Raw genomic sequence first — 19,568 nt, 5'->3', positions numbered from 1 at the left:
CCATGAGAGATATTAACTTACTACCGGACGAACTCTACCAGCAAAAGGACAACAAGCAAAAGCGAGCGATGTTCATATTGAAGGTCTTGGGTTTTCTCGCAGTGCTTCTGGTTATTTACGGCGGAATGTATTACTTGAACATGCAGGTGACAAACGATATAAAGCAGGTGGAATCAGAAATTACCGCACTGGCTGACGTTCAGGCAAGAAAAACCCTGCTTGATAAAAAGAAAGCAGAACTTTCCCACAGGGAAGGCGTTGTATCTACCATGGATGAAGGAAAAACCAATTTCTTCGATCTTTTAGGCAGTGTAGAAGCCACATTGCCGGATACCATCAAATTTACCCGTCAGGAGGCTGAAGGCGGACAGATGCACTTGAACGGAACTGCCGGAAGCAGAGATGAAGTGGCGCAACTGGCTGCCAAACTTGCCCAAATCCAGGGCGTGGAAAATGTTTGGATAAATTCGGTCAACGTAGATGAGACTCTGGCTTTTGATATTGCATTTACCTACAACGGAGGTGACCAGCAATGAGCATGAACAGAAGAGAACGCATATTGGTTACCCTGCTGGTAATTGTAGCCGTAGGGGCTCTGTACATAAATTATCTGGTTTTGCCAAAGTATGACGAGTACAAGGCAAACAAGGACTTCCTGGCACAAAGGCAAGCAGTTCTTGAAGAACTTCAAATTCTTGCTGCAGGAAACAACCTTGAAAATCAGGAAAGGGAAGTTGATGAGAAATCTGCTCAGCTGGATCTTGTAGTGCCGAGAGGTGCTGATCTGCCCTTGTTGTATCTGGATATGCTGGCTTTAGTCCAGAATTCGGCCGTAGCACTGGATTCATTCGACTTTGGAGTTCCTGCCAAAGGTGACGATGCCGGATTTGAAGGAGTTGCAATGAATGAAATAGGAATTCAGGCAAACATGATTGGCACTTATTCAGACCTTGATAAATTTATTGGGCTTGTGTATGAAAATGAAAGAAAATTGTCTGTGGAAGCCATAACATATGAAGCCACCGATGACGGGATCAGAGCAGCAGTCAAATTGAAATCCTACGCTTTCCTTGAAGATGGAGAAAGCTATTCTGAAGCTGAGGAATACGATTTTCTTCAGGGCAAGACATTCGGAAGAAACGATCCTTTCACTTTAGGAGCTCAACCAGCTGTTGATGAAACTGAAGGAACTGATACAGATGTCGAACAAGAATGATCTTGAATAATAAGCACCAATGCCGCCGGTACTTGGACCGGCGGTTTTAACTTTGTCCCAGTTCAGGTTTTTTATGGTAAATAGTCAGGATTTATGATAATATTAGTTAGATATTATATGCAACTTTTATACGGAGGGATATTATGATTTCGGCAGGAGATTTTAGAAAAGGCGTCACTTTTGAAATGGATAACGAGGTTTTCGTTATTATCGATTTTCAGCACGTTAAACCCGGCAAGGGAGCTGCTTTCGTCAGAGCGAAAATCAAAAACGTAAAAACTGGCAGTGTAGTTGAAAGAACTTTCAACCCATCTGAAAAATTCCCCAAAGCTCACATCGAGACAAAGGAAATGCAATACCTTTACAATGACGGAAATCTATACTATTTTATGGATCAGGAAACATTTGAACAGATTCCTTTGAATTACGATCAAGTTGAAGATGCCATGCAGTATCTTAAAGAGAACATGACTGCAACGATCAAATTCATAAAAGGACAGGCTTTTTCGGTGGAAGCTCCGTTCTTCGTTGAACTGGAAGTTATCGAAACTGATCCGGGCTTTAAAGGCGACACTGCAACTGGTGCAAATAAACCTGCCAAGGTTGAGACTGGTGCAATCATAAATGTGCCCTTGTTCGTTGAGATCGGCGATGTTTTGAGGATCGATACCCGAACTGGAGAGTACATGGAAAGAGTGTAACCTGTTGATGCAATAATTTTTGTAATAAGGTATAATAAACAAAAGGAGGTTTGCGTGATGGACTACATTAATGAAAAGGTATCTTACTTAAAAGGACTATGTGACGGAATGGAAATCGACGAAACCACAAAAGAAGGAAAGTTGTTTGTCAAGATAATCGATATTCTTGAGGATTTGACCGATGCTGTGGAAGGTCTCACAGACGCTTACGACGATCTTGAGGATTACGTTGAACTTGTAGACGAGGATTTGATGGAAGTCGAAGACGAGCTTTACGACCTGGACATCCTTGACGATGAATATGATGAGGATGAGGATGAGGACGACGAGGATTACCTGGACGACGAAGACATATACGAAATCGAATGTCCAAACTGTGGAAATGAGTTTATCACAGACTTTGACGATATGGAAGATGAAGATTTCCAGATAGAATGCCCTGAATGCGGTTATGTGCTGGATATCATGGACCTTATGTGTGAATGTGACGATGATGAGTGCTCTTGTGGAGAGCTTCCTGAAGAGGACGAAGAAATATAACCTGTTGAACCCGGTATCGATTTTGATATCGGGTTTTTATTTTTTGTCAAATTTCTGTTAATGCCCCCATTTGGTTTTAATCAAGTTTTAAAGGGTATAAATCCATAAATAACTAATTTCAGTTTTCCGCATTCCAATACATTGCACTCAAAAAAAGTTTCGGAGGTATCTCATGGTCCCCAAAGAAGAAATCCGTTCAGAAAAAAAATTTTATTACAGCAACGTTGGAGCTTTCGATGCCCATTTGTTTCACGAAGGAACCTTTTATCGAAGTCATGAATTTCTAGGTTCACACCCCTACAAAGGAGACGTAAGATTCGTAGTATGGGCTCCCAGAGCAAGTCAGGTATTCGTTGTCGGTGATTTTAACGACTGGAATGATGAAGATTACCCTATGCAAAGGGTGCACAGCAGCGGTCTGTGGGAGGTATGTATCAAAGGAGTACAGGAATATGACAGATACAAGTACAGAATAATCTCTCAGGATAGTAATGTCATATTCAAGTCTGACCCCTATGGATACCACTTTGAAGAAAGGCCATTGACTGCTTCCAGGTATTTTGACATAAAGAATTACAAATGGTCTGACAAGCAATGGACAAAAGCGAGGGACAAGGCCAAACCATACGATAGGGCCATGACGATATACGAAGTGAACTTGATGTCATGGATGAGAAAAGAAGACGAAAGTCCGTTTTCCTACAGGGAGCTGGCTGTTAAACTGGCCACTTACGTAAAAAAAATGGGATTCACGCATATAGAGCTTATGCCGGTTATGGAGCACCCATTTGACGGTTCGTGGGGGTATCAGACCACAGGATACTTTGCACCAACCAGCAGATTTGGAAATCCAAAGGATTTTATGTACTTTGTAGACCACATGCACCAAAACGGCATTGGTGTCATTCTGGATTGGGCTCCGGCACATTTTTGCAGAGATGAACATGGTCTGAGAATGTTTGATGGAACGGCATGTTTCGAATCATCAAATAATCAAAAAGCCGACAATGTACAATGGGGGACTTCAAATTTCGATTTTTCCAAGCCGGAAGTTTCAAGTTTTCTGATCTCAAATGCAATGTACTGGCATGAATACTATCATATCGACGGTTTGCGCATAGATGCTGTAGCCTACATGCTCTATCTTAACTTTACCGGAGATGATGTTAAAAATGACCAGGGCGGATACGAAAATTTTGAAGCGATTGAATTTATAAGAAAGTTGAATACCGTGATATTTGAACATTACCCCGGGACACTGATGATAGCTGAAGAATCAACTGCATGGCCAATGGTCACAGGCCCTGTTTCCAACGGGGGGTTGGGATTTAATTTCAAATGGAACATGGGATGGATGAACGATATCCTGAAGTACATGGAAACAGACCCGTATTTTAGATGCGGAAATCAGAATGCCCTGACTTTTTCCATTACATATGCTTTCTCGGAAAATTTCGTATTGCCTTTGAGCCACGATGAAGTCGCCCACGGGAAAAGATCGTTGCTTGATAAAATGCCCGGTACATACGATGAAAAATTTGCCAACTTAAGGCTGTTGTATCTTTATATGTTTACCCATCCCGGGAAAAAGCTTGTGTTCATGGGTGGTGAATTCGGCCAATTCATCGAATGGAACGAGTGGCAGGAGTTGGATTGGTTCCTTTTAGATTATGAAATGCATTCAAAGATGAAGCAGTACTTTTCTGAATTAAATAAATTCTATACATCCGAAAAGTCCTTGTATGAACTGGATACCAGTTTTGACGGATTCGAATGGATAGAACATGAGAATCATGCTGAAAGCATTTTGGTTTACGAAAGGTTGGATAAATCCGGGGACAAGGTTATCGTTGCACTCAACTTCACCCCTATAGAAAGAAAAATATATCCCATAGGTGTTGAAGAAGCCGGAACCTACAAGACCGTATTCAATACGGACAAGATGAAGTACGGTGGAAATCTTCCAAGGATAAAAATGTACAAGACCAGTAAAGAAAGTCACCATGGGAGGCCACTCTCCCTTAGAGTGGATATTCCGGCTCTGGGTGGAATAGTTCTCAAGAAAAAGTAAATGCACATATATTTCAGAAGGAGGGCTTCAACATGAAAAAAGAAAAAGTGCTGGCTATGTTATTGGCTGGAGGTCAAGGTACCAGACTGAAAACACTTACTAAAGATTTGGCTAAACCGGCAGTGCCTTTCGGTGGGAAATACAGGATCATCGATTTTCCTTTAAGCAATGCAGCCAATTCCGGCATATCGGATATAGGCATACTTACCCAGTATAAACCCTTCCAATTGAATGAACACATAGGGATCGGGTCTCATTGGGATTTTGATAGAAATACCGGCGGCTTAAGAATACTATCACCCTACACCAATGAAATAGGTGGACGATGGTACAAGGGAACTGCAAATGCGATTTTTGAAAACATGAGTTTTATCGACCATGTGGATCCCGATTACGTTTTAGTTTTATCCGGCGATCATATCTATAAGATGGACTACAAGAAAATGCTGGAATATCACATAGAGAAAAAGGCCCATGCAACCATATCCGTAATCGAAGTTCCGTGGGATGAAGCCTCAAGATTCGGTATTATGGCTGCTGACAAATTGGGAAGGATCACAGAATTTGCTGAAAAGCCGGAAGTGCCTAAAAGTAACCTGGCATCCATGGGAATTTACATATTCAACTGGAAAGTTCTTAGAGAATACCTGCTTGAAGATATCAAAAAAGAAGATTCCTCCAATGATTTTGGAAAAGACATAATTCCCGCCATGTTGGGAGACGGTCTGGGAATGTATGCATACACCTTTGAAGGATATTGGAAGGATGTCGGCACAATTAAAAGTTATTGGGAAGCCAACATGGATCTTCTATCTGACGACAATCAGTTGAACCTGTACGATAGAAGTTGGAGAATTTACACAAAGAACAAAAATTTACCTCCTCAATACGTTTCGGAAGGGTCAATAATCAAAAATTCTCTGGTAAATGAGGGTTGCGTGATCGAAGGGCATCTTGAAAAATCAATACTCTTCAGTGAAGTTGCAGTCAAGAAAAATGCGTGCGTATACAACAGTGTGGTATTATCCAATGCTGTTATTGAAGAAGGGGCAAAGGTTTGCAATGCCGTGATCATGGAAGGTGTAACGGTAAAAAGCGGACAGGAAATCGGCGAAAAAGACAGCAACAATGTATACCTGGTTTCTGCTGACGATATTATCAAGGAATAAGGGGGAAGTAGAATGGATAATTGTATGGGAGTAATAGATTTTAGCTGTACTGATCAAAACTTTGGAACGTTGACCAAGAAAAGGGCTGCAGCAATGTTGCCTTTTGGTGGCCGTTATCGTTTGATAGATTTCTTTCTTTCAAATATGGTGGATCAGGACATCTCGACCATAGGTGTTTTTACAGGCACTAAAATTCGTTCCGTAATGGATCACATAGGTAGCGGCAAGCCTTGGGACTTAAACAGAAGATTCAACGGTTTGTTCGTGTTTCCACCTCTTTACGATGATGAAAAACGTACTTCGGTAGGAGACATATTTCACTTTCACAGCAATGAATCTTTCTTTGTAAGATCATCTGAAGAGAATATTTTTATCAGCGATACCAACATGCTTTTAAAAATAGACATGAATGATGCATACAAATGCTTCAAAGAGTCAGATGCAGACGTAACTGTCATCTACAAAAGGGTCAAGGATCCAGGAGGAAGATTCATCAACTGCGACAAACTTGCAATTTCTCAAGACGGTACCCTGGAAAACATCGGGACCAATCTTGGAACTGAAGAAGAGTTCAATCTGTTTGCAGGCAGTCTTTTCATCAAAAAAGATGTGTATTTAAAAATAGTCAGATCTGCCATAGAAAAAGGGAATGCAGGATTTTTAAAGGAAGCTTTGATGAACAGCGTTAAAAGATACAAATTCAATTGCTACGAACACGAGGGCCATATAGAATCTATCAGAAACGTTAAAAATTACTTTGATGCCAACATGAATTTGCTTGACAAGGACATATACAGCGAATTATTTTCGCAATTTGGCATAGTCTATACAAAAAATCAAGATGAACCCTCAACTTTTTACAAAGAAAATGCCACAGTCACCAACTCCATAATAGCAAACGGATGCATCATAGATGGAAACGTTCAAAATTCCATTATCTTCAGGGGAGTAAAGATCGGCAAAAATGCAATTGTGAAAAATTCAATAATAATGCAAAAAACAAAAATAGAAGACAATGCAGTCATTGTAAATGCCATTCTGGACAAAATGGTCACAGTTGAAAATGGTGTTGAGATTATCGGAAACCATACCGTTCCTTATGTAGTCGAAAAGGAAATGATTCTTAGCAGGGAGGAAATCATATGAATATTCTATACACCGCCTCAGAGGCGGTTCCTTTTATTAAAACCGGTGGATTGGCAGATGTTGCAGGATCTTACCCTCGAGCTTTAAAAAGCAACAACAACGATGTAAGGGTAGTTTTACCAATGTACAAATCTATAAAGAACAAATACTTTGAAAGCATGGAAAAGATTGCCGAATTTCATGTAGACCTTGGATGGAGAAAACAATATGTTGGGGTCATGACCATGGAATATGAAGGCGTGATACATTATTTTTTGGACAACGAATATTATTTTGACCGTGACGGCATATACGGATATTTTGACGATGGCGAAAGATTCACCTGGTTTTCAAAGGCAGTTACTCTGCTTGGAAAATTTATCGACTTTAAACCTGACGTAATCCACACCAACGACTGGCATACAGCCTTGGTAAATCTTTATGTGAAAGATTTCGCACTGGGGGATTCGTGGTTTGATGATATAAAGACCGTTTTTACAATTCACAATTTGAAGTATCAAGGCGTGTTCGATCCCGAAATGCTGGGAGACATAATGGGAGTCAGTGAAAACTATTTTCACGAAGACGGTATCAAGTTTTACAATCAGATAAATTTTTTAAAGGGCGGAATAGTTTATTCCGACGCATTTACGACTGTATCTGAAAACTATGCACAGGAGATAAAAACACAATATTTTGGTGAGCAACTGGATGGGATCATAAGAAAACACGAGGGGAAATTATCGGGAATAGTAAACGGCATAGATTACGAAGAATTCAATCCGGGCAAGGACAAGAATATTTTTAAAAATTATGATCTAAGATCTGTAAAGAGAAAAAAAGAGAATAAGATAGGATTGCAGAAAAAATTTGGATTGCCGGAAGACAGCGATATCCCAATGGTATCAATGGTAACCAGACTGGTGGATATGAAAGGTCTGGATCTGGTAGCTCACATATTTGAAGAGTTGATGCAGGAAGATATTCAATTCGTTGTACTAGGCACAGGCGACAAGCGCTATGAAGACATGTTTAAATATTTTTCCCATAAATACCCTCAAAAGGTTTACGCCGGATTGTACTTCAACGAGCAAGAAGCACACGGCATATATGCGGCTTCCGATATTTTTTTGATGCCTTCAAAGTTTGAGCCCTGTGGAATAAGTCAGCTTATTGCTATGAGATATGGTACAATACCTGTTGTAAGAAGTGTGGGAGGACTTAAAGATACGGTTATCCCATACAATTACGAGACTGAAGAAGGTACAGGATTTACTTTTGAAAATTATAACGCCCACGATATGTTATTTAAGATAAAAGAAGCTTTGGCGTTATATAATGACAACGCCAAGTGGAATAATCTGATAAAGAAGGCCATGAAATCAAAAACTGATTGGAATGAGTCTTCGAAAAAGTATGTGAAATTATACAAGAGTATAGTCAAAAAGTGAAATGATGAGGTGAAAGAATGACAACAAAGGAAGCATTTGCCCAAGAATATGAAAAATCTCTTTACGCAATTGCCGGAAAGGGCTTTGAGGAGAGTGACATCAAGGAAAAATACTACGCATTGGGAAATTTGATAAAGTCTTACAGCGGTGAACTTTGGCACAAAACCAGAAAAAAACAAAATGCCAGCAGTGAAAAATCCGTTTACTATTTTTCCATGGAGTTTCTTACGGGTAAATTTATGAAAAAGAACTTGGAGTATTTGGGATTGTTCGACTTAGCCGAAGAGTTTTTCGAATCAAAGGGCGTTTGCCTGGGAGACTTGTTTGATGCCGAGGAGGAACCGGGACTTGGAAACGGCGGCCTAGGAAGATTGGCGGCAGCTTTTCTGGATTCTCTCAGTTCCCTCGGTATGCCGGGTCACGGATATGGCATCAGGTACGAAAAAGGCCTGTTCAGACAGGGAATTAAAAACGGATATCAGGAAGAAATTCCAGATAATTGGCTGGTCGACAGAAATATCTGGGAGCATAAAAGATATTCTGAAAAGTTGGAAGTAAGATTTGGCGGAAGGATAGACTATATCTTAAAAGGTGACAAGTACACCTTTAAACACGCAGACTACAACGTCGTTTACGCCATACCCTACGATACTCCGGTTTTAGGATACAAGAACCAGAATGTTAACAACCTCAGACTATGGGGAGCTGAAAGCCCTGAAGACCTGGATCTGAAAGAATTTTCCAAGGGGAATCTTTGCGGTGCATTTAATAAAATTGACGAAACTAAAAGTATTTCCCAGGTTTTATACCCCGATGACAGCTACTACGAAGGTAAAAAATTGCGCCTCAAACAGGAATATTTTCTGGTAAGTGCCGGGATCCAAGATGTTGTGAGAAATGCCGTCAAAAATGGCATTGATCTAAAGAGCATGGATGAATATATTGCCATTCACATAAACGACACTCACCCTGCAATGGCCATACCCGAGCTTATGAGAGTCCTGATGGATGAACACGGTTTGGAATGGGAGGATGCCTGGGAGATAACCGTAAAAACCTGTGCATTCACAAATCATACATTACTTCAGGAAGCCATGGAAAAGTGGGATGTCAATCTATTTCGGGAACTGCTTCCCAGAGTATGGCAGATCGTCGAAGAAATCAACAATAGATTTCTAAACAAAATCAGAAACGGTGAAAAAGCTGTATCTTTGACCGATATAGAAAAGCTTTCCATTATAAGCCACAATACCATACACATGGTAAATCTTGCAATAGTAGGATCCCACAGTATAAACGGGGTTGCAAAATTGCATTCAGACTTGCTCAAAGACAGGGAATTGAACCATTTTTACAGAATTTTTCCCGAGAAGTTCAACAACAAGACAAACGGAATAATTCATAGACATTGGCTGTTGAGTGCCAACAAAGGCTTGGCTGATTTAATCAGAGATCTAATTGGAACGGGCTTTGAAAGAAATCCCATAGAACTTAAAAAGCTGTTGGAATTTACCGAGGACAGCCAAGTTTTAAACAAAGTTGAATCCATAAAGCATAACAATAAGATCAGATTGGCAAAGTACATTTTTGACACCAAAGGCATAAAAGTCAATCCATACAGCATATTTGATATCCATGCAAAGAGGATCCATGAGTATAAAAGACAATTCTTGAATATACTGCATGTTATTTACCTGTACGACCTGCTCAAGAACAATCCGAATCTTGACATATTGCCGAGGACTTTCATTTTTGCCGGAAAGGCTGCTCCCGGATATTACCTGGCAAAGGAAATAATAAAACTTATCAATCGGGTAGCGGACATAGTAAACAACGATTTGACAATTAAGGACAAGTTAAAGGTCGTATTCCTCGAAAATTACAACGTGAGTCTGGCATCCCTTATGATCCCTGCGGCAAATGTAAGCGAACAGATTTCAACTACGACCAAAGAAGCTTCCGGTACCAGCAACATGAAGTACATGATGAATGGGGCAATCACCCTGGCTACATTGGATGGCGCCAACATTGAAATAAGGGATGAGGTAGGAGACGACAACATAGTTATCTTCGGTCTTAATGATTACGAGGTAAATGCTTATTATAGAGACAGAAATTACGATCCAGTCAAAATTTACACTGAAAATAAGCGGATCAAAAATACAGTGGACAAACTGCTAAATGGATATTTGGGAGATGCATTTGGCGAATTTCAACCTCTTTACGACTCACTTATCAAACATGGGGATCAATTCTTCGTACTGGGCGATTTTGATTCGTATGCAACAGCTCAAAAGAGGATCAATACATTGTACAAGGATAGTCAAAACTGGTCCAAAATGTCCCTTGTAAATACCGCCGGTTCAGGAGTATTTTCATCGGATTATACGATAGAAAGATATGCAAAGGAAATTTGGGGAGTAGGCGCCCCAGAAAGAAAGGACTGATATCATGAGCTGGATTCAATACAAGGCAACTGATAAAAAGCTTGGGTCCTTTATTGAAGATCAAAAACTATATTTTAGAGTTTGGGCTCCAGGAGCAAATAAGGTAGAGTTGGCACTATACGAAAACCATCTTTCTCCGAAAAGGAAAACCTATGGGATGAGTGCGGACGAAAACGGAGTTTATGAAGTCATCCTGGGAATGGAAAATCTTGATAAGTTTTATACGTACATATTGAACGATTCTTTTGAGATAACAGATCCCTATTCAATTGGTGTATCCGTAAACAGTTTAAGGTCGTATTCCATAGACCCGGGTAAAATCGATCCCGTTGGATGGGGAGATCACAAAATTTCAGGTACGTCTGATGTGATGGACACAATTATTTATGAAGTCCATATAAAAGACTTTACAGTGAGTGAAAAATCCGGAGTCAAAAACAGAGGCAAATATGCAGGTATGGTCGAAAAGGGTGCAAAATTTAAAAATTTTGCTACAGGAATTGACCATTTGAAGGAACTGGGTGTAACACACATTCACCTGATGCCTATCTTTGATTTCCTTACTGTGAACGAAAATCCCGAATACTTTTACAACGACGACAATTACAACTGGGGATATGATCCGGAACATTACAACGTTCCTGAAGGCTCCTATTCCACAAAGCCTGAAGATCCCTACAACAGGATACACGAGTTGAAAAAAATGATCATGACTCTGCACGAAGAAGGATTCAAGGTGATCATGGATGTGGTCTACAATCATACGTACAGAGGAGAAACGTCTAACTTCAATTTGCTGGCACCTGAATATTATTACAGGATGAAATCAGATGGAACTTTTTCCGACGGTTCCGGATGTGGAAATGAACTGGCAACGGAGAGACCCATGGTCAAGAGATTCATAATCGAATCGCTGAAGTATTGGATGGATGAATACAAAATTGACGGGTTCAGATTTGATCTAATGGCTTTGATAGATGTTGAAACTGTAAAGGAAATCGTATCAGAACTAAGAAAAGTCAAAAGTGATGTCTTTATTTACGGGGAACCTTGGACCGCCGGAGAAACAGTTTTGCCCGACAACTTAAAGACGACAAAGGGAAAACAGCAAAATATGGAATTCGCATTATTGAATGACGGATTCAGAAACAGTGTAAAGGGTGACAACAACGGGGATCTTAGAGGATTTATTCAAGGAAACTGCGATTATACCAGAGACTTCATTACCGGACTGGCCGGCTCCATTTATTTGAATGAAGGGCATATAGGTTTTGCGGCTCAACCCAAAGAAACAATAAATTTTATCAATTCCCATGACAACTTGATATTGAACGACAAGATGAAAAAAGTATTTATGAATGCACCTTCCGATTTTATCGACAGACTCAACAGGATGGCTTTCGCTTCTCTTTTCATAGCACAGGGCATACCCCTTGTTCACGCAGGAAACGAATTTTTAAGGAGCAAGGACATGAAGCATAATACTTACAACGAGCCCTTGAGCGTGAACGGAATCGATTGGTCATTGAAAGAAAGAAACTATGAATTCTTCAAGTACTTCAAGGATTTAATTAGAATGAGAAAAAAATACCCGGAGTTCAGGTTGAGTTCTGCGCAACAGATAAAGGATAACTTGAAATTTTGCAATTTGACCACTTCAGATTGCCATTGTGTAGGCTACACAATAAAAGGTCTCGGTGATTCATACAAGTATTTATTTGTAGCAATAAATTCCAGTGAAGTAAAAAAACTTCTTACATTGGGATTGGTAAAGGATCATATATTAAAAAAATATGGAAACACTGAAAAAGATCTTTGCATCTCTAAAGTATTCGACATGTACGGTATAGTGGAAGATGACGATGGGGAAAAACTAATCAACCCCCATGCAATAGAAATCGAGGGATATTCTTTAAATGTCTTCATTATTGCTGAAAGTTGCGAAACAATATGATACCCGGAGATGATGATTCATCCCCGGGGTTCTTTTAATTTTATGATGATTTCAGTCAAATCTTTCATGTTTACATTTGGATCTGCCTTAAATATCCAGTTGCCGACCGTAGTGCCTGGGATATTCATTCTAAGCCCCTTTTTCGGTTCTAAAAGATCTTGAAATTGAATAATAGACATGGGAGCATCGGCATTAAAAGCCGCCCTTATTAAGGCCTGGGACAGGCTTAGTCCTTTAACCTCAATTTTATGCTCGCTAAGATAATCTAAAATCGTGTTCGTCTCCATTTGATTTAAATCCTTTTCCCACAAGGGAAGGGGAGGATTGTCATGGGTTCCGGTATATACCGCATCGGCTTTATTATCATCAAAAGGCAAGTGAGGATTAAATGGATTTGAATCGAATGCAAATTGCAAAACCTTCATGCCGGGAAATCCGAAAACCTTCTTCATGGACAGGACTTCTGGTGTTATCAATCCCAAATCCTCAACTAAAAAACTGTTGTCATTGAAGTTTTCTTTAATTTCGATTATAAAATCTTCAGCCGGTCCCTTCATCCAAATGCCGTCTCTGGCATCCTCAGCATCAGGCTTTACAGCCCAAAAGGCTTCAAAACCTCTAAAATGGTCCAGTCTTAGTATGTCGTAAAGTTTAAAGGCATTGGATATTCGATTTTTCCACCATTCGTAATTTTCTTTTTTGTGTTCAAGCCAATCATACACAGGTGTGTCCCATTTCTGACCGCCTTCGGAAAATCCATCGGGAGGAGCTCCTGAAACCCATAGTGGTTGCATTTGGTCGTCAAGCATGAAAAGTTGAGGATTTATCCAAACGTCTGCGCTGTTTAATGGGACGTATATGGGTATATCGCCGATGATCTTTACATTTTTTTCTTTCGCTTTTTCTCTCAACACCTGCATCTGTTTGAAAAACATGTACTGTAAAAATATCGAAAAGTCAATTTCATCAGATAACTTTAATTTGTAATTTTCCAAAGCCAGTCCGTTTCTGAACTTTATTTCTTCTGGCCATTTCCACCAAGGATCCATATCAAAATAAGATTGAAGTGCGGTAAAAAGGCCATAATCTTCAACCCAGGAGTTGTAGGTCATAAAATTTGTCAATTCAGACTGAAACTCCGGATCAAACCTTCTTTTTTGAAAATACTTTCTTAATATTGGAATTTTAAGGGAAGTTGCCAAAGAGTAGTCAATATTTTCACCTTTATGAGATTTTTCTATCTGATTCAAATATTCTCTAACCAGTGCTGAATCATCCAGGGACTTGATGTCTATGTAGAGAGGCTCTCCGGCAAAAGCGGAAGCAGGGGAATAGGGTGACCAGACCCTGTCTACTGGATTCAAAGGAAGGATCTGCCATATATCCATTCTGCTGTTATTTAAAAATTCGATAAATTCTTTAGCCTCTTGACCTAAGTTGCCTATGGGTTCAATGCTTGGAAGTGATGCGATATGTAGTATTATTCCCGATTCCTTTTTCATTGTATCTCCCACTAATTTTATTTTACTCAATAATAACACATATCCCTGTCTTTGTTTATGAACTTGAAATTTTTATTATAAAACTATAAAATAAAAACATAAAGAAGAGAGGTGTAAATTATGGAAGCAGCAGTTTTTTTAGCTGATGGATTTGAAGAGATAGAAGCTCTGGCAACAGTTGACGTACTTAGAAGAGCTGGTATCGACACGGTAATGGTGTCAATAAGCGATAATTACGATGTCAGGGGCAGTCACAACATCATAGTAACAGCTGACGTTCTATTTAATGGTCAAAGCTTCGATGATGCAGATATTCTTGTTTTACCGGGCGGAATGCCGGGTACGTTGAATTTGGGAAATCATGACGGTTTAAAGCGGCTTTTGCTCCGACAAAACGAAATGAAAAAGTGGATCGGTGCCATTTGTGCAGCTCCAAAAATCCTTGGAGAACTTGGACTTTTAAAGGGGCAATTTGCCACATGTTATCCCGGATTTGAACACACCCTTGAAGGAGCCATATTGGCTGACGAAAAAGTTGTAGTCTCGTCTCATTTCGTTACCGGCAAAGGTGCAGGTGCTGCAATTGATTTTGCCTTGAAAATAGTTGAACTGTTAAAAGATCACGAAGCTGCTGATTCATTGAGAGAAAGTATGATCGCTGATTAATAAAGAATTGGAGACTAGATGAAATACAAACTTATAGTAATGGACATTGATGGTACGGTACTTAAATCCAATCACAATGTATCGAGAAAAAGTATAAAGGTTTTGCAAACGGCAAGGGAAAAAGGACTAATAACAACTCTCGCATCAGGTAGAAACTATTCTAACATGCTGCACATAGCAGAAAAATTATCTATCAGAGAACCTTTGATATCCAGTGACGGAGCATTTATCAAAAATCCTTCAAGCGGCAAGATCCATCACATGGTATCTTTTGATGTTGAAAGCATCATAATTGTGTTAAAAATGATGGAAGATCATGGTCTGCATTATACTGTTCACTTTGAGCACGGAAGCATATCGAATAGAAAGGTAAATTATCTGTCATTTGTCAAACGAATGGGACTAAGGGCAATTTCAGCCGGCATATATGAAAAAGGAATTATGGAAACTATGAAGTATGACCATATGATCGAAAAAATCCTTAAAGGATACCTTAAACCCCTGAAAATTACCACAATGGCAAATGATCCGAACGACCTTAATCTTGAGGCAGTATCCGAAAAAATAAAAATCAACTTTAAAAACACAATGCGAGTATCCTATTCCGGACTTAAAAACTTTGAATTGTTGCCGGGCGGAGTGTCCAAGGCAATTGCACTGGAAGTCATTGAAGAGATTTACGGCGTTTCAAGCTCGGAAGTCATTGCTTTTGGGGACAGTTTTAACGATCTTGAAATGATCGAGAGGGCAGGACTTGGGATCGCTATGGGGAATGCCTCTGAAAATGTGAAAAAAACCGCAGATTTCGTTACAAAAAGCAACGATCTCCACGGCGTGGCATACGCCATAGAACAATTCGTCTTAAAAGATTGAATTATAAAAATCTTTCGAATCGTTCCTTCTGGGCTTTGCAAATTGGGCAAAGCTCAGGGGGATTTTTTCTTGCGCAAAGGTAACCGCAAACTTTGCATCGCCAGACCGGATAACTGAGATTATTTTCAGGCGACTTAACAGTACCGGAAGCTAAATTTTTATCGATTTTTTCCGATTTTCTCCTATCTGGAATTGATTCAGCTTCTTCTTTTCCTTCATATATGGCCTTATTGACATATAGTGCGCAAAAGCAGGCGCCATATTCATCCAAATCTATATCCCTGTAGTCACATGGGCAAATTATATCAAGATCTTTTTCCATTATTCCATCAGACAGTCTGCATGGACATGCTTCGTAGCCATATCTGTCTTTATTGGTAAGCAACCCTTCAGCCAAATCAGCTAAAAATTCTTCATCAGGATTCAAGAAATATCCGGTTTTTTCTGCATTGGACTTTAATTTCTCTACATATTCATTTATTCTACCAATGTTCATTATTTAAATCTCTCCTTTATGTCTTTTGGCTTGTAGCCGATTATGCAGTCATCTTCGTCAATTATGATTGTAGGGAAACTAAGGGAAGGATTATGTTTTTCAATTTCTTCTTCCAAAAGTTTTCTTTCATCAGAATCTTCAAGATCAACATAAATATAATCGTATGATATCCCTAAATCATCAAGCAGTTTTTTTGTTTTCTTGCACCATACACAAGTGCTTAGAGCGTAAAGCAGTATCTTTCCGTTATCTTTTCCATCAACATGTTTTACATTGGCCATAATTAGTCTCCTTTATTTGTAGTCTAGTAGAATCACTCTTGCAGGTGATGCCTCAGCTCCCTTGATTTTAAGAGGCAGAGCGACAAGCTGGTAGACACCTTCGGATATGCCATTCAGTCTAAGACCCTCGATTATCAAAATATTTGATTCAAGGAGAGTCTTATGGGTTCCGTAATCCGATTGAGCTCTCTCTATGCCCAATCCATCGATCCCTACACCTTCTATTCCTTGAGATTTCAAATATTTTGCTCCAAGCTCATCCAAATAAACAAAATTATAGTTAAACTCTTCAGAATCTGAGTTTTGGGTCTTCAAGATCAAAAATTTTTCCTCACCAAATTCTTTGGTTTTTAGATCTTCTGCGGTTATAACCTCATTAAGATGAGAAAAATCAAGAACTCTGCAGTTTGTTACGACTTTATTCAAGTCCAAGGATTCTATTGAAGTTCCTCCTTCAACGAAATGAAGGGGCATATCCAAATGCGTACCGGTATGCATATCCATTGAAATCCTGCTCTCCATTGCACTCGAAGATCTAAAATCTCTTGTTGTTTCAATTACAGGACGTTTTTCGTCTTTGTTCTTGTAAACCTGCATGTCTCGATGGATTTCCATTGATATATCATAAATTTTCATGCGTCTCACCTCTTTTCATTTTGTTCAAATGCCACCATTTCCGGTCATCTTTTTTTAAAAGAATGCAGGCCTGTGTTGGGCCGCATGAATTGTCACCATAATGGTATAAAGGTACAAGTTTTTTGTTTATACTGTCAATAAAATACCAGGACAGAGCCAATTCATCCCATCTGGTAAATCTTGTTGAATCACCTTTCATTACATCGAGTAAGAGCTTTTCATAAGCGTCAGGAGTATTGAAGTTGTTTTGGCAACTTTGGCAATATTCCATTTCTGCTACAACGGTTTCATTTATGACAGCAGGCTTTTTAGTATTCAATCTAAGGCTTATGCCCTCTCTTGGCTGTATTTTTATTTCAAGAACATTTGCAGCTGAATTTTGGTTTAACGAAAAAATCTCGTTTGTGGAACAGGTTTCTTCTATATCTTTGGGAAATTTAAATTCAATGGTCACTTGTGCTGTTTTTTCTTCAAGTTTTTTTCCCGTCATCAAATAAAAGGGAACGCCCCGCCATTTTTCATTATCAATGTACAATTTCATTGCTACGAATGTTTCGGTTTTTGAATCATGTGGAATATTAAGTTCATTTTTATAACTCTCGTATTGACCAAACAGAACATTGTCGGCTACAGTTTCATCGCTGTAAAGAACCAATTCACTCATAAGTTTGACTTTTACATCCCTAATGTGATCAGGATCATTGCTTATGGGCGGATCCATTGCAGTGATCGCCAGTGTTTGAAGCAGATGGTTTTGAACCATGTCTCTAAGGGCACCTGTAGAATCGTAATAACCGGCTCTGGAACCCACACCATCCAATTCGGATACGACGATTTGAACATTATCTATAAACTTGTTGCTCCACAAAGGTTCGAATATAGCATTTTGAAATCGCAACATGGTTATGTTTTGTATCATTTCCTTGCCCAAATAATGGTCGATCCTAAAAATTTGGTCTTCTTTAAAAACCTTTCGAATCTCACTATTCAAAGTCTTTGCACTATCCAAATCTACGCCAAAAGGTTTTTCGATAATAAGTCTGTTCCAATTGTTACCGTCTTTTACGATGCCGTTTTGATCCATTAGATTTACGATTTTTCCAAAATTTTCAGGTCCGACTGCCAAATAAAACATAAAATTTGGTGAGTATTCACCTGAATCAACTTTTGAATTCAAAAAGTTTCTAAGAAGTGTATAATCTTCTGGCTTGTTAAAGTCCATCTGGAAATAGGTTGTTCTGTTTTTTACGAACTCCCATGATTCTTCATGGATAAGTAGTTTTGTATAGTTGACCATGCCATCAAACAGGTCTTGCTTGTATTCAGCCTGGGTTTTATTTCTTCTTCCAATTGAAACCAGATTAAATCCCTCATCCATCAAACCTTCATACTTCAACTGATGAAGGGCAGGTACCAACTTTCTTTTAACAAGATCACCGGTTCCACCGAATATAATCAAAGTACAGGAATCTTCCATATTCAACACCTCGTTATTTGCGTTCCATCTTGTGCCCGCCAAACTGGAATCTCAATCCGGCCAATAATTTTCCACTGAAGGTATCTGATTGTTGGCTCCTGTACCTGGTAAACAGGGAAGAAGCTATTACTGGTACCGGTACATTCAATTCAAGAGCTTCTTCTACAGTCCATCTTCCTTCACCACTGGCATTGACAACTCCAATAATGTCTTCCAGATTGTCTTCATGTTCGATAAACACCTTTTCAGTCAGCTCCATCAGCCAACCTCTGATCACCGATCCCTGTTGCCATAATCTGGCAACTTGCATATAGTCTATGTCGTATTCACTCTCAGACATGACTTCAAAGCCTTCACCTATTGCCTGCATCATACCGTATTCAATTCCGTTGTGTATCATTTTTACATAATGTCCCGAACCTGAAGGACCCACATGGGCATAGCCGTCAGGAACACAAATATCAATAAAAACCTGTTCAAGGTACCCGACAGCTTCTTCATCTCCTCCGACCATCATGCAAGCTCCGTTGCGAGCTCCGTCAACACCGCCACTTGTACCCACGTCAACGTAATTTATATTCTTGATCTTTAAAATTTCATATCGTCTCTTAGTATCTTTATAATGACTGTTTCCGCCATCGATCAATATGTCGTTATTTGATAAATAGGGGAGGAGGGATTCTATGGTGTCATCAATGGGATCTCCTGCAGGAAGCATCATGAAAATAATCTTCCTGTCATCAAGTTTAGATGCCAGATCTTCCAATGTATATGCCCCTTCCACACCTTCATTTCTAATTTTGTCTATCTTTTCAGGACTTCTGTTAAACGCAACAGGCTCATAACCCTTATCCTTTAAATTCAATGCTATCGGATATCCCATTTTCCCAAGTCCTATAATTCCTATTTTCATTTTGAAATCTCCTTTCCGGTTTTGGTTCTACTAGAAATGATACCCAAAAA

The 19,568-nt window shown here is 39.4% G+C and carries 18 protein-coding genes; 12 read left to right on the top strand and 6 right to left on the bottom strand.

Annotated features, from left to right (window positions below):
- Positions 1–2 precede the first annotated feature (2 nt).
- From IWB18_RS01260 to pulA, 10 genes are all read left to right on the top strand, one after another.
- Positions 3–536 carry a PilN domain-containing protein gene (locus IWB18_RS01260; protein ID WP_195681773.1) on the top strand — a complete coding sequence of 178 codons (534 nt, stop codon included), beginning with the start codon at positions 3–5 and terminating at the stop codon, positions 534–536.
- Positions 533–1,216 carry a hypothetical protein gene (locus IWB18_RS01255; RefSeq protein ID WP_195681772.1) on the top strand — a complete coding sequence of 228 codons (684 nt, stop codon included), beginning with the start codon at positions 533–535 and terminating at the stop codon, positions 1,214–1,216. Before IWB18_RS01260 ends, IWB18_RS01255 begins: the two co-directional genes overlap by 4 nt.
- A gap of 143 nt (positions 1,217–1,359) precedes the next feature.
- On the top strand, positions 1,360–1,917 hold the full coding sequence (gene efp, locus IWB18_RS01250) for an elongation factor P (RefSeq protein ID WP_195681771.1): 558 nt from the start codon (positions 1,360–1,362) through the stop codon (positions 1,915–1,917).
- Positions 1,918–1,974: 57 nt separating this feature from the next.
- Positions 1,975–2,457 carry a CD1247 N-terminal domain-containing protein gene (locus IWB18_RS01245; RefSeq protein ID WP_195681770.1) on the top strand — a complete coding sequence of 161 codons (483 nt, stop codon included), beginning with the start codon at positions 1,975–1,977 and terminating at the stop codon, positions 2,455–2,457.
- A 172-nt stretch (positions 2,458–2,629) separates the two neighbouring features.
- Positions 2,630–4,528 (top strand): 1,4-alpha-glucan branching protein GlgB, encoded by a 1,899-nt coding sequence (glgB, locus tag IWB18_RS01240; protein WP_195681769.1) that lies wholly within the window; start codon positions 2,630–2,632, stop codon positions 4,526–4,528.
- 32 nt (positions 4,529–4,560) lie between these two features.
- Entirely contained in the window at positions 4,561–5,697 is a 1,137-nt protein-coding gene (locus IWB18_RS01235; protein ID WP_195681768.1) for a glucose-1-phosphate adenylyltransferase, read from the top strand.
- A 12-nt stretch (positions 5,698–5,709) separates the two neighbouring features.
- The gene (glgD, locus tag IWB18_RS01230) at positions 5,710–6,843 is read left to right on the top strand and encodes a glucose-1-phosphate adenylyltransferase subunit GlgD (RefSeq protein WP_195681767.1); all 1,134 of its coding nucleotides are present in this window, start codon (positions 5,710–5,712) and stop codon (positions 6,841–6,843) included.
- The gene (glgA, locus tag IWB18_RS01225; protein ID WP_195681766.1) at positions 6,840–8,273 is read left to right on the top strand and encodes a glycogen synthase GlgA; all 1,434 of its coding nucleotides are present in this window, start codon (positions 6,840–6,842) and stop codon (positions 8,271–8,273) included. Before glgD ends, glgA begins: the two co-directional genes overlap by 4 nt.
- Before the next feature lie 17 nt (positions 8,274–8,290).
- The gene (locus IWB18_RS01220) at positions 8,291–10,720 is read left to right on the top strand and encodes a glycogen/starch/alpha-glucan phosphorylase (protein ID WP_195681765.1); all 2,430 of its coding nucleotides are present in this window, start codon (positions 8,291–8,293) and stop codon (positions 10,718–10,720) included.
- A 4-nt stretch (positions 10,721–10,724) separates the two neighbouring features.
- Positions 10,725–12,674: a type I pullulanase gene (pulA, locus tag IWB18_RS01215; RefSeq protein ID WP_195681764.1), complete on the top strand. Its 1,950-nt coding sequence runs from the start codon at positions 10,725–10,727 to the stop codon at positions 12,672–12,674.
- Between the two features lie 17 nt (positions 12,675–12,691).
- On the opposite strand, the gene malQ is transcribed toward pulA, so the two are convergent.
- Entirely contained in the window at positions 12,692–14,176 is a 1,485-nt protein-coding gene (gene malQ / locus IWB18_RS01210) for a 4-alpha-glucanotransferase (RefSeq protein WP_195681763.1), read from the bottom strand.
- Positions 14,177–14,296: 120 nt separating this feature from the next.
- Between malQ and IWB18_RS01205 the strand changes: the two genes are divergently transcribed.
- Positions 14,297–14,842, top strand: a complete 546-nt coding sequence (locus IWB18_RS01205; protein ID WP_195681762.1) for a DJ-1 family glyoxalase III — start codon at positions 14,297–14,299, stop codon at positions 14,840–14,842.
- 18 nt (positions 14,843–14,860) lie between these two features.
- On the top strand, positions 14,861–15,715 hold the full coding sequence (locus IWB18_RS01200) for a Cof-type HAD-IIB family hydrolase (protein ID WP_195681761.1): 855 nt from the start codon (positions 14,861–14,863) through the stop codon (positions 15,713–15,715).
- Between the two features lies 1 nt (position 15,716).
- On the opposite strand, the gene IWB18_RS01195 is transcribed toward IWB18_RS01200, so the two are convergent.
- The 5 genes from IWB18_RS01195 to gnd are packed head-to-tail and all read right to left on the bottom strand — an operon-like array spanning position 15,717 to position 19,518.
- Positions 15,717–16,211 (bottom strand): ferredoxin-thioredoxin reductase catalytic domain-containing protein, encoded by a 495-nt coding sequence (locus tag IWB18_RS01195; protein WP_195681760.1) that lies wholly within the window; start codon positions 16,209–16,211, stop codon positions 15,717–15,719.
- Positions 16,211–16,492 (bottom strand): glutaredoxin family protein, encoded by a 282-nt coding sequence (locus IWB18_RS01190; RefSeq protein ID WP_195681759.1) that lies wholly within the window; start codon positions 16,490–16,492, stop codon positions 16,211–16,213. Before IWB18_RS01190 ends, IWB18_RS01195 begins: the two co-directional genes overlap by 1 nt.
- 12 nt (positions 16,493–16,504) lie before the next feature.
- A complete protein-coding gene (locus IWB18_RS01185) occupies positions 16,505–17,128 on the bottom strand; it encodes a cyclase family protein (RefSeq protein ID WP_195681758.1) in 624 nt (207 codons plus the stop codon).
- The gene (gene zwf / locus IWB18_RS01180) at positions 17,115–18,605 is read right to left on the bottom strand and encodes a glucose-6-phosphate dehydrogenase (protein ID WP_195681757.1); all 1,491 of its coding nucleotides are present in this window, start codon (positions 18,603–18,605) and stop codon (positions 17,115–17,117) included. Before zwf ends, IWB18_RS01185 begins: the two co-directional genes overlap by 14 nt.
- 13 nt (positions 18,606–18,618) lie before the next feature.
- Positions 18,619–19,518: a phosphogluconate dehydrogenase (NAD(+)-dependent, decarboxylating) gene (gene gnd / locus IWB18_RS01175; RefSeq protein WP_195681756.1), complete on the bottom strand. Its 900-nt coding sequence runs from the start codon at positions 19,516–19,518 to the stop codon at positions 18,619–18,621.
- Positions 19,519–19,568: the final 50 nt, after the last annotated feature.

Source organism: Alkalibacter mobilis (assembly GCF_015594845.1).
Lineage (GTDB): Bacteria > Bacillota > Clostridia > Eubacteriales > Alkalibacteraceae > Alkalibacter > Alkalibacter mobilis.
Note: the sequence above shows the minus strand (reverse complement) of the source record. Positions and strands in the feature narration are given on the sequence as shown.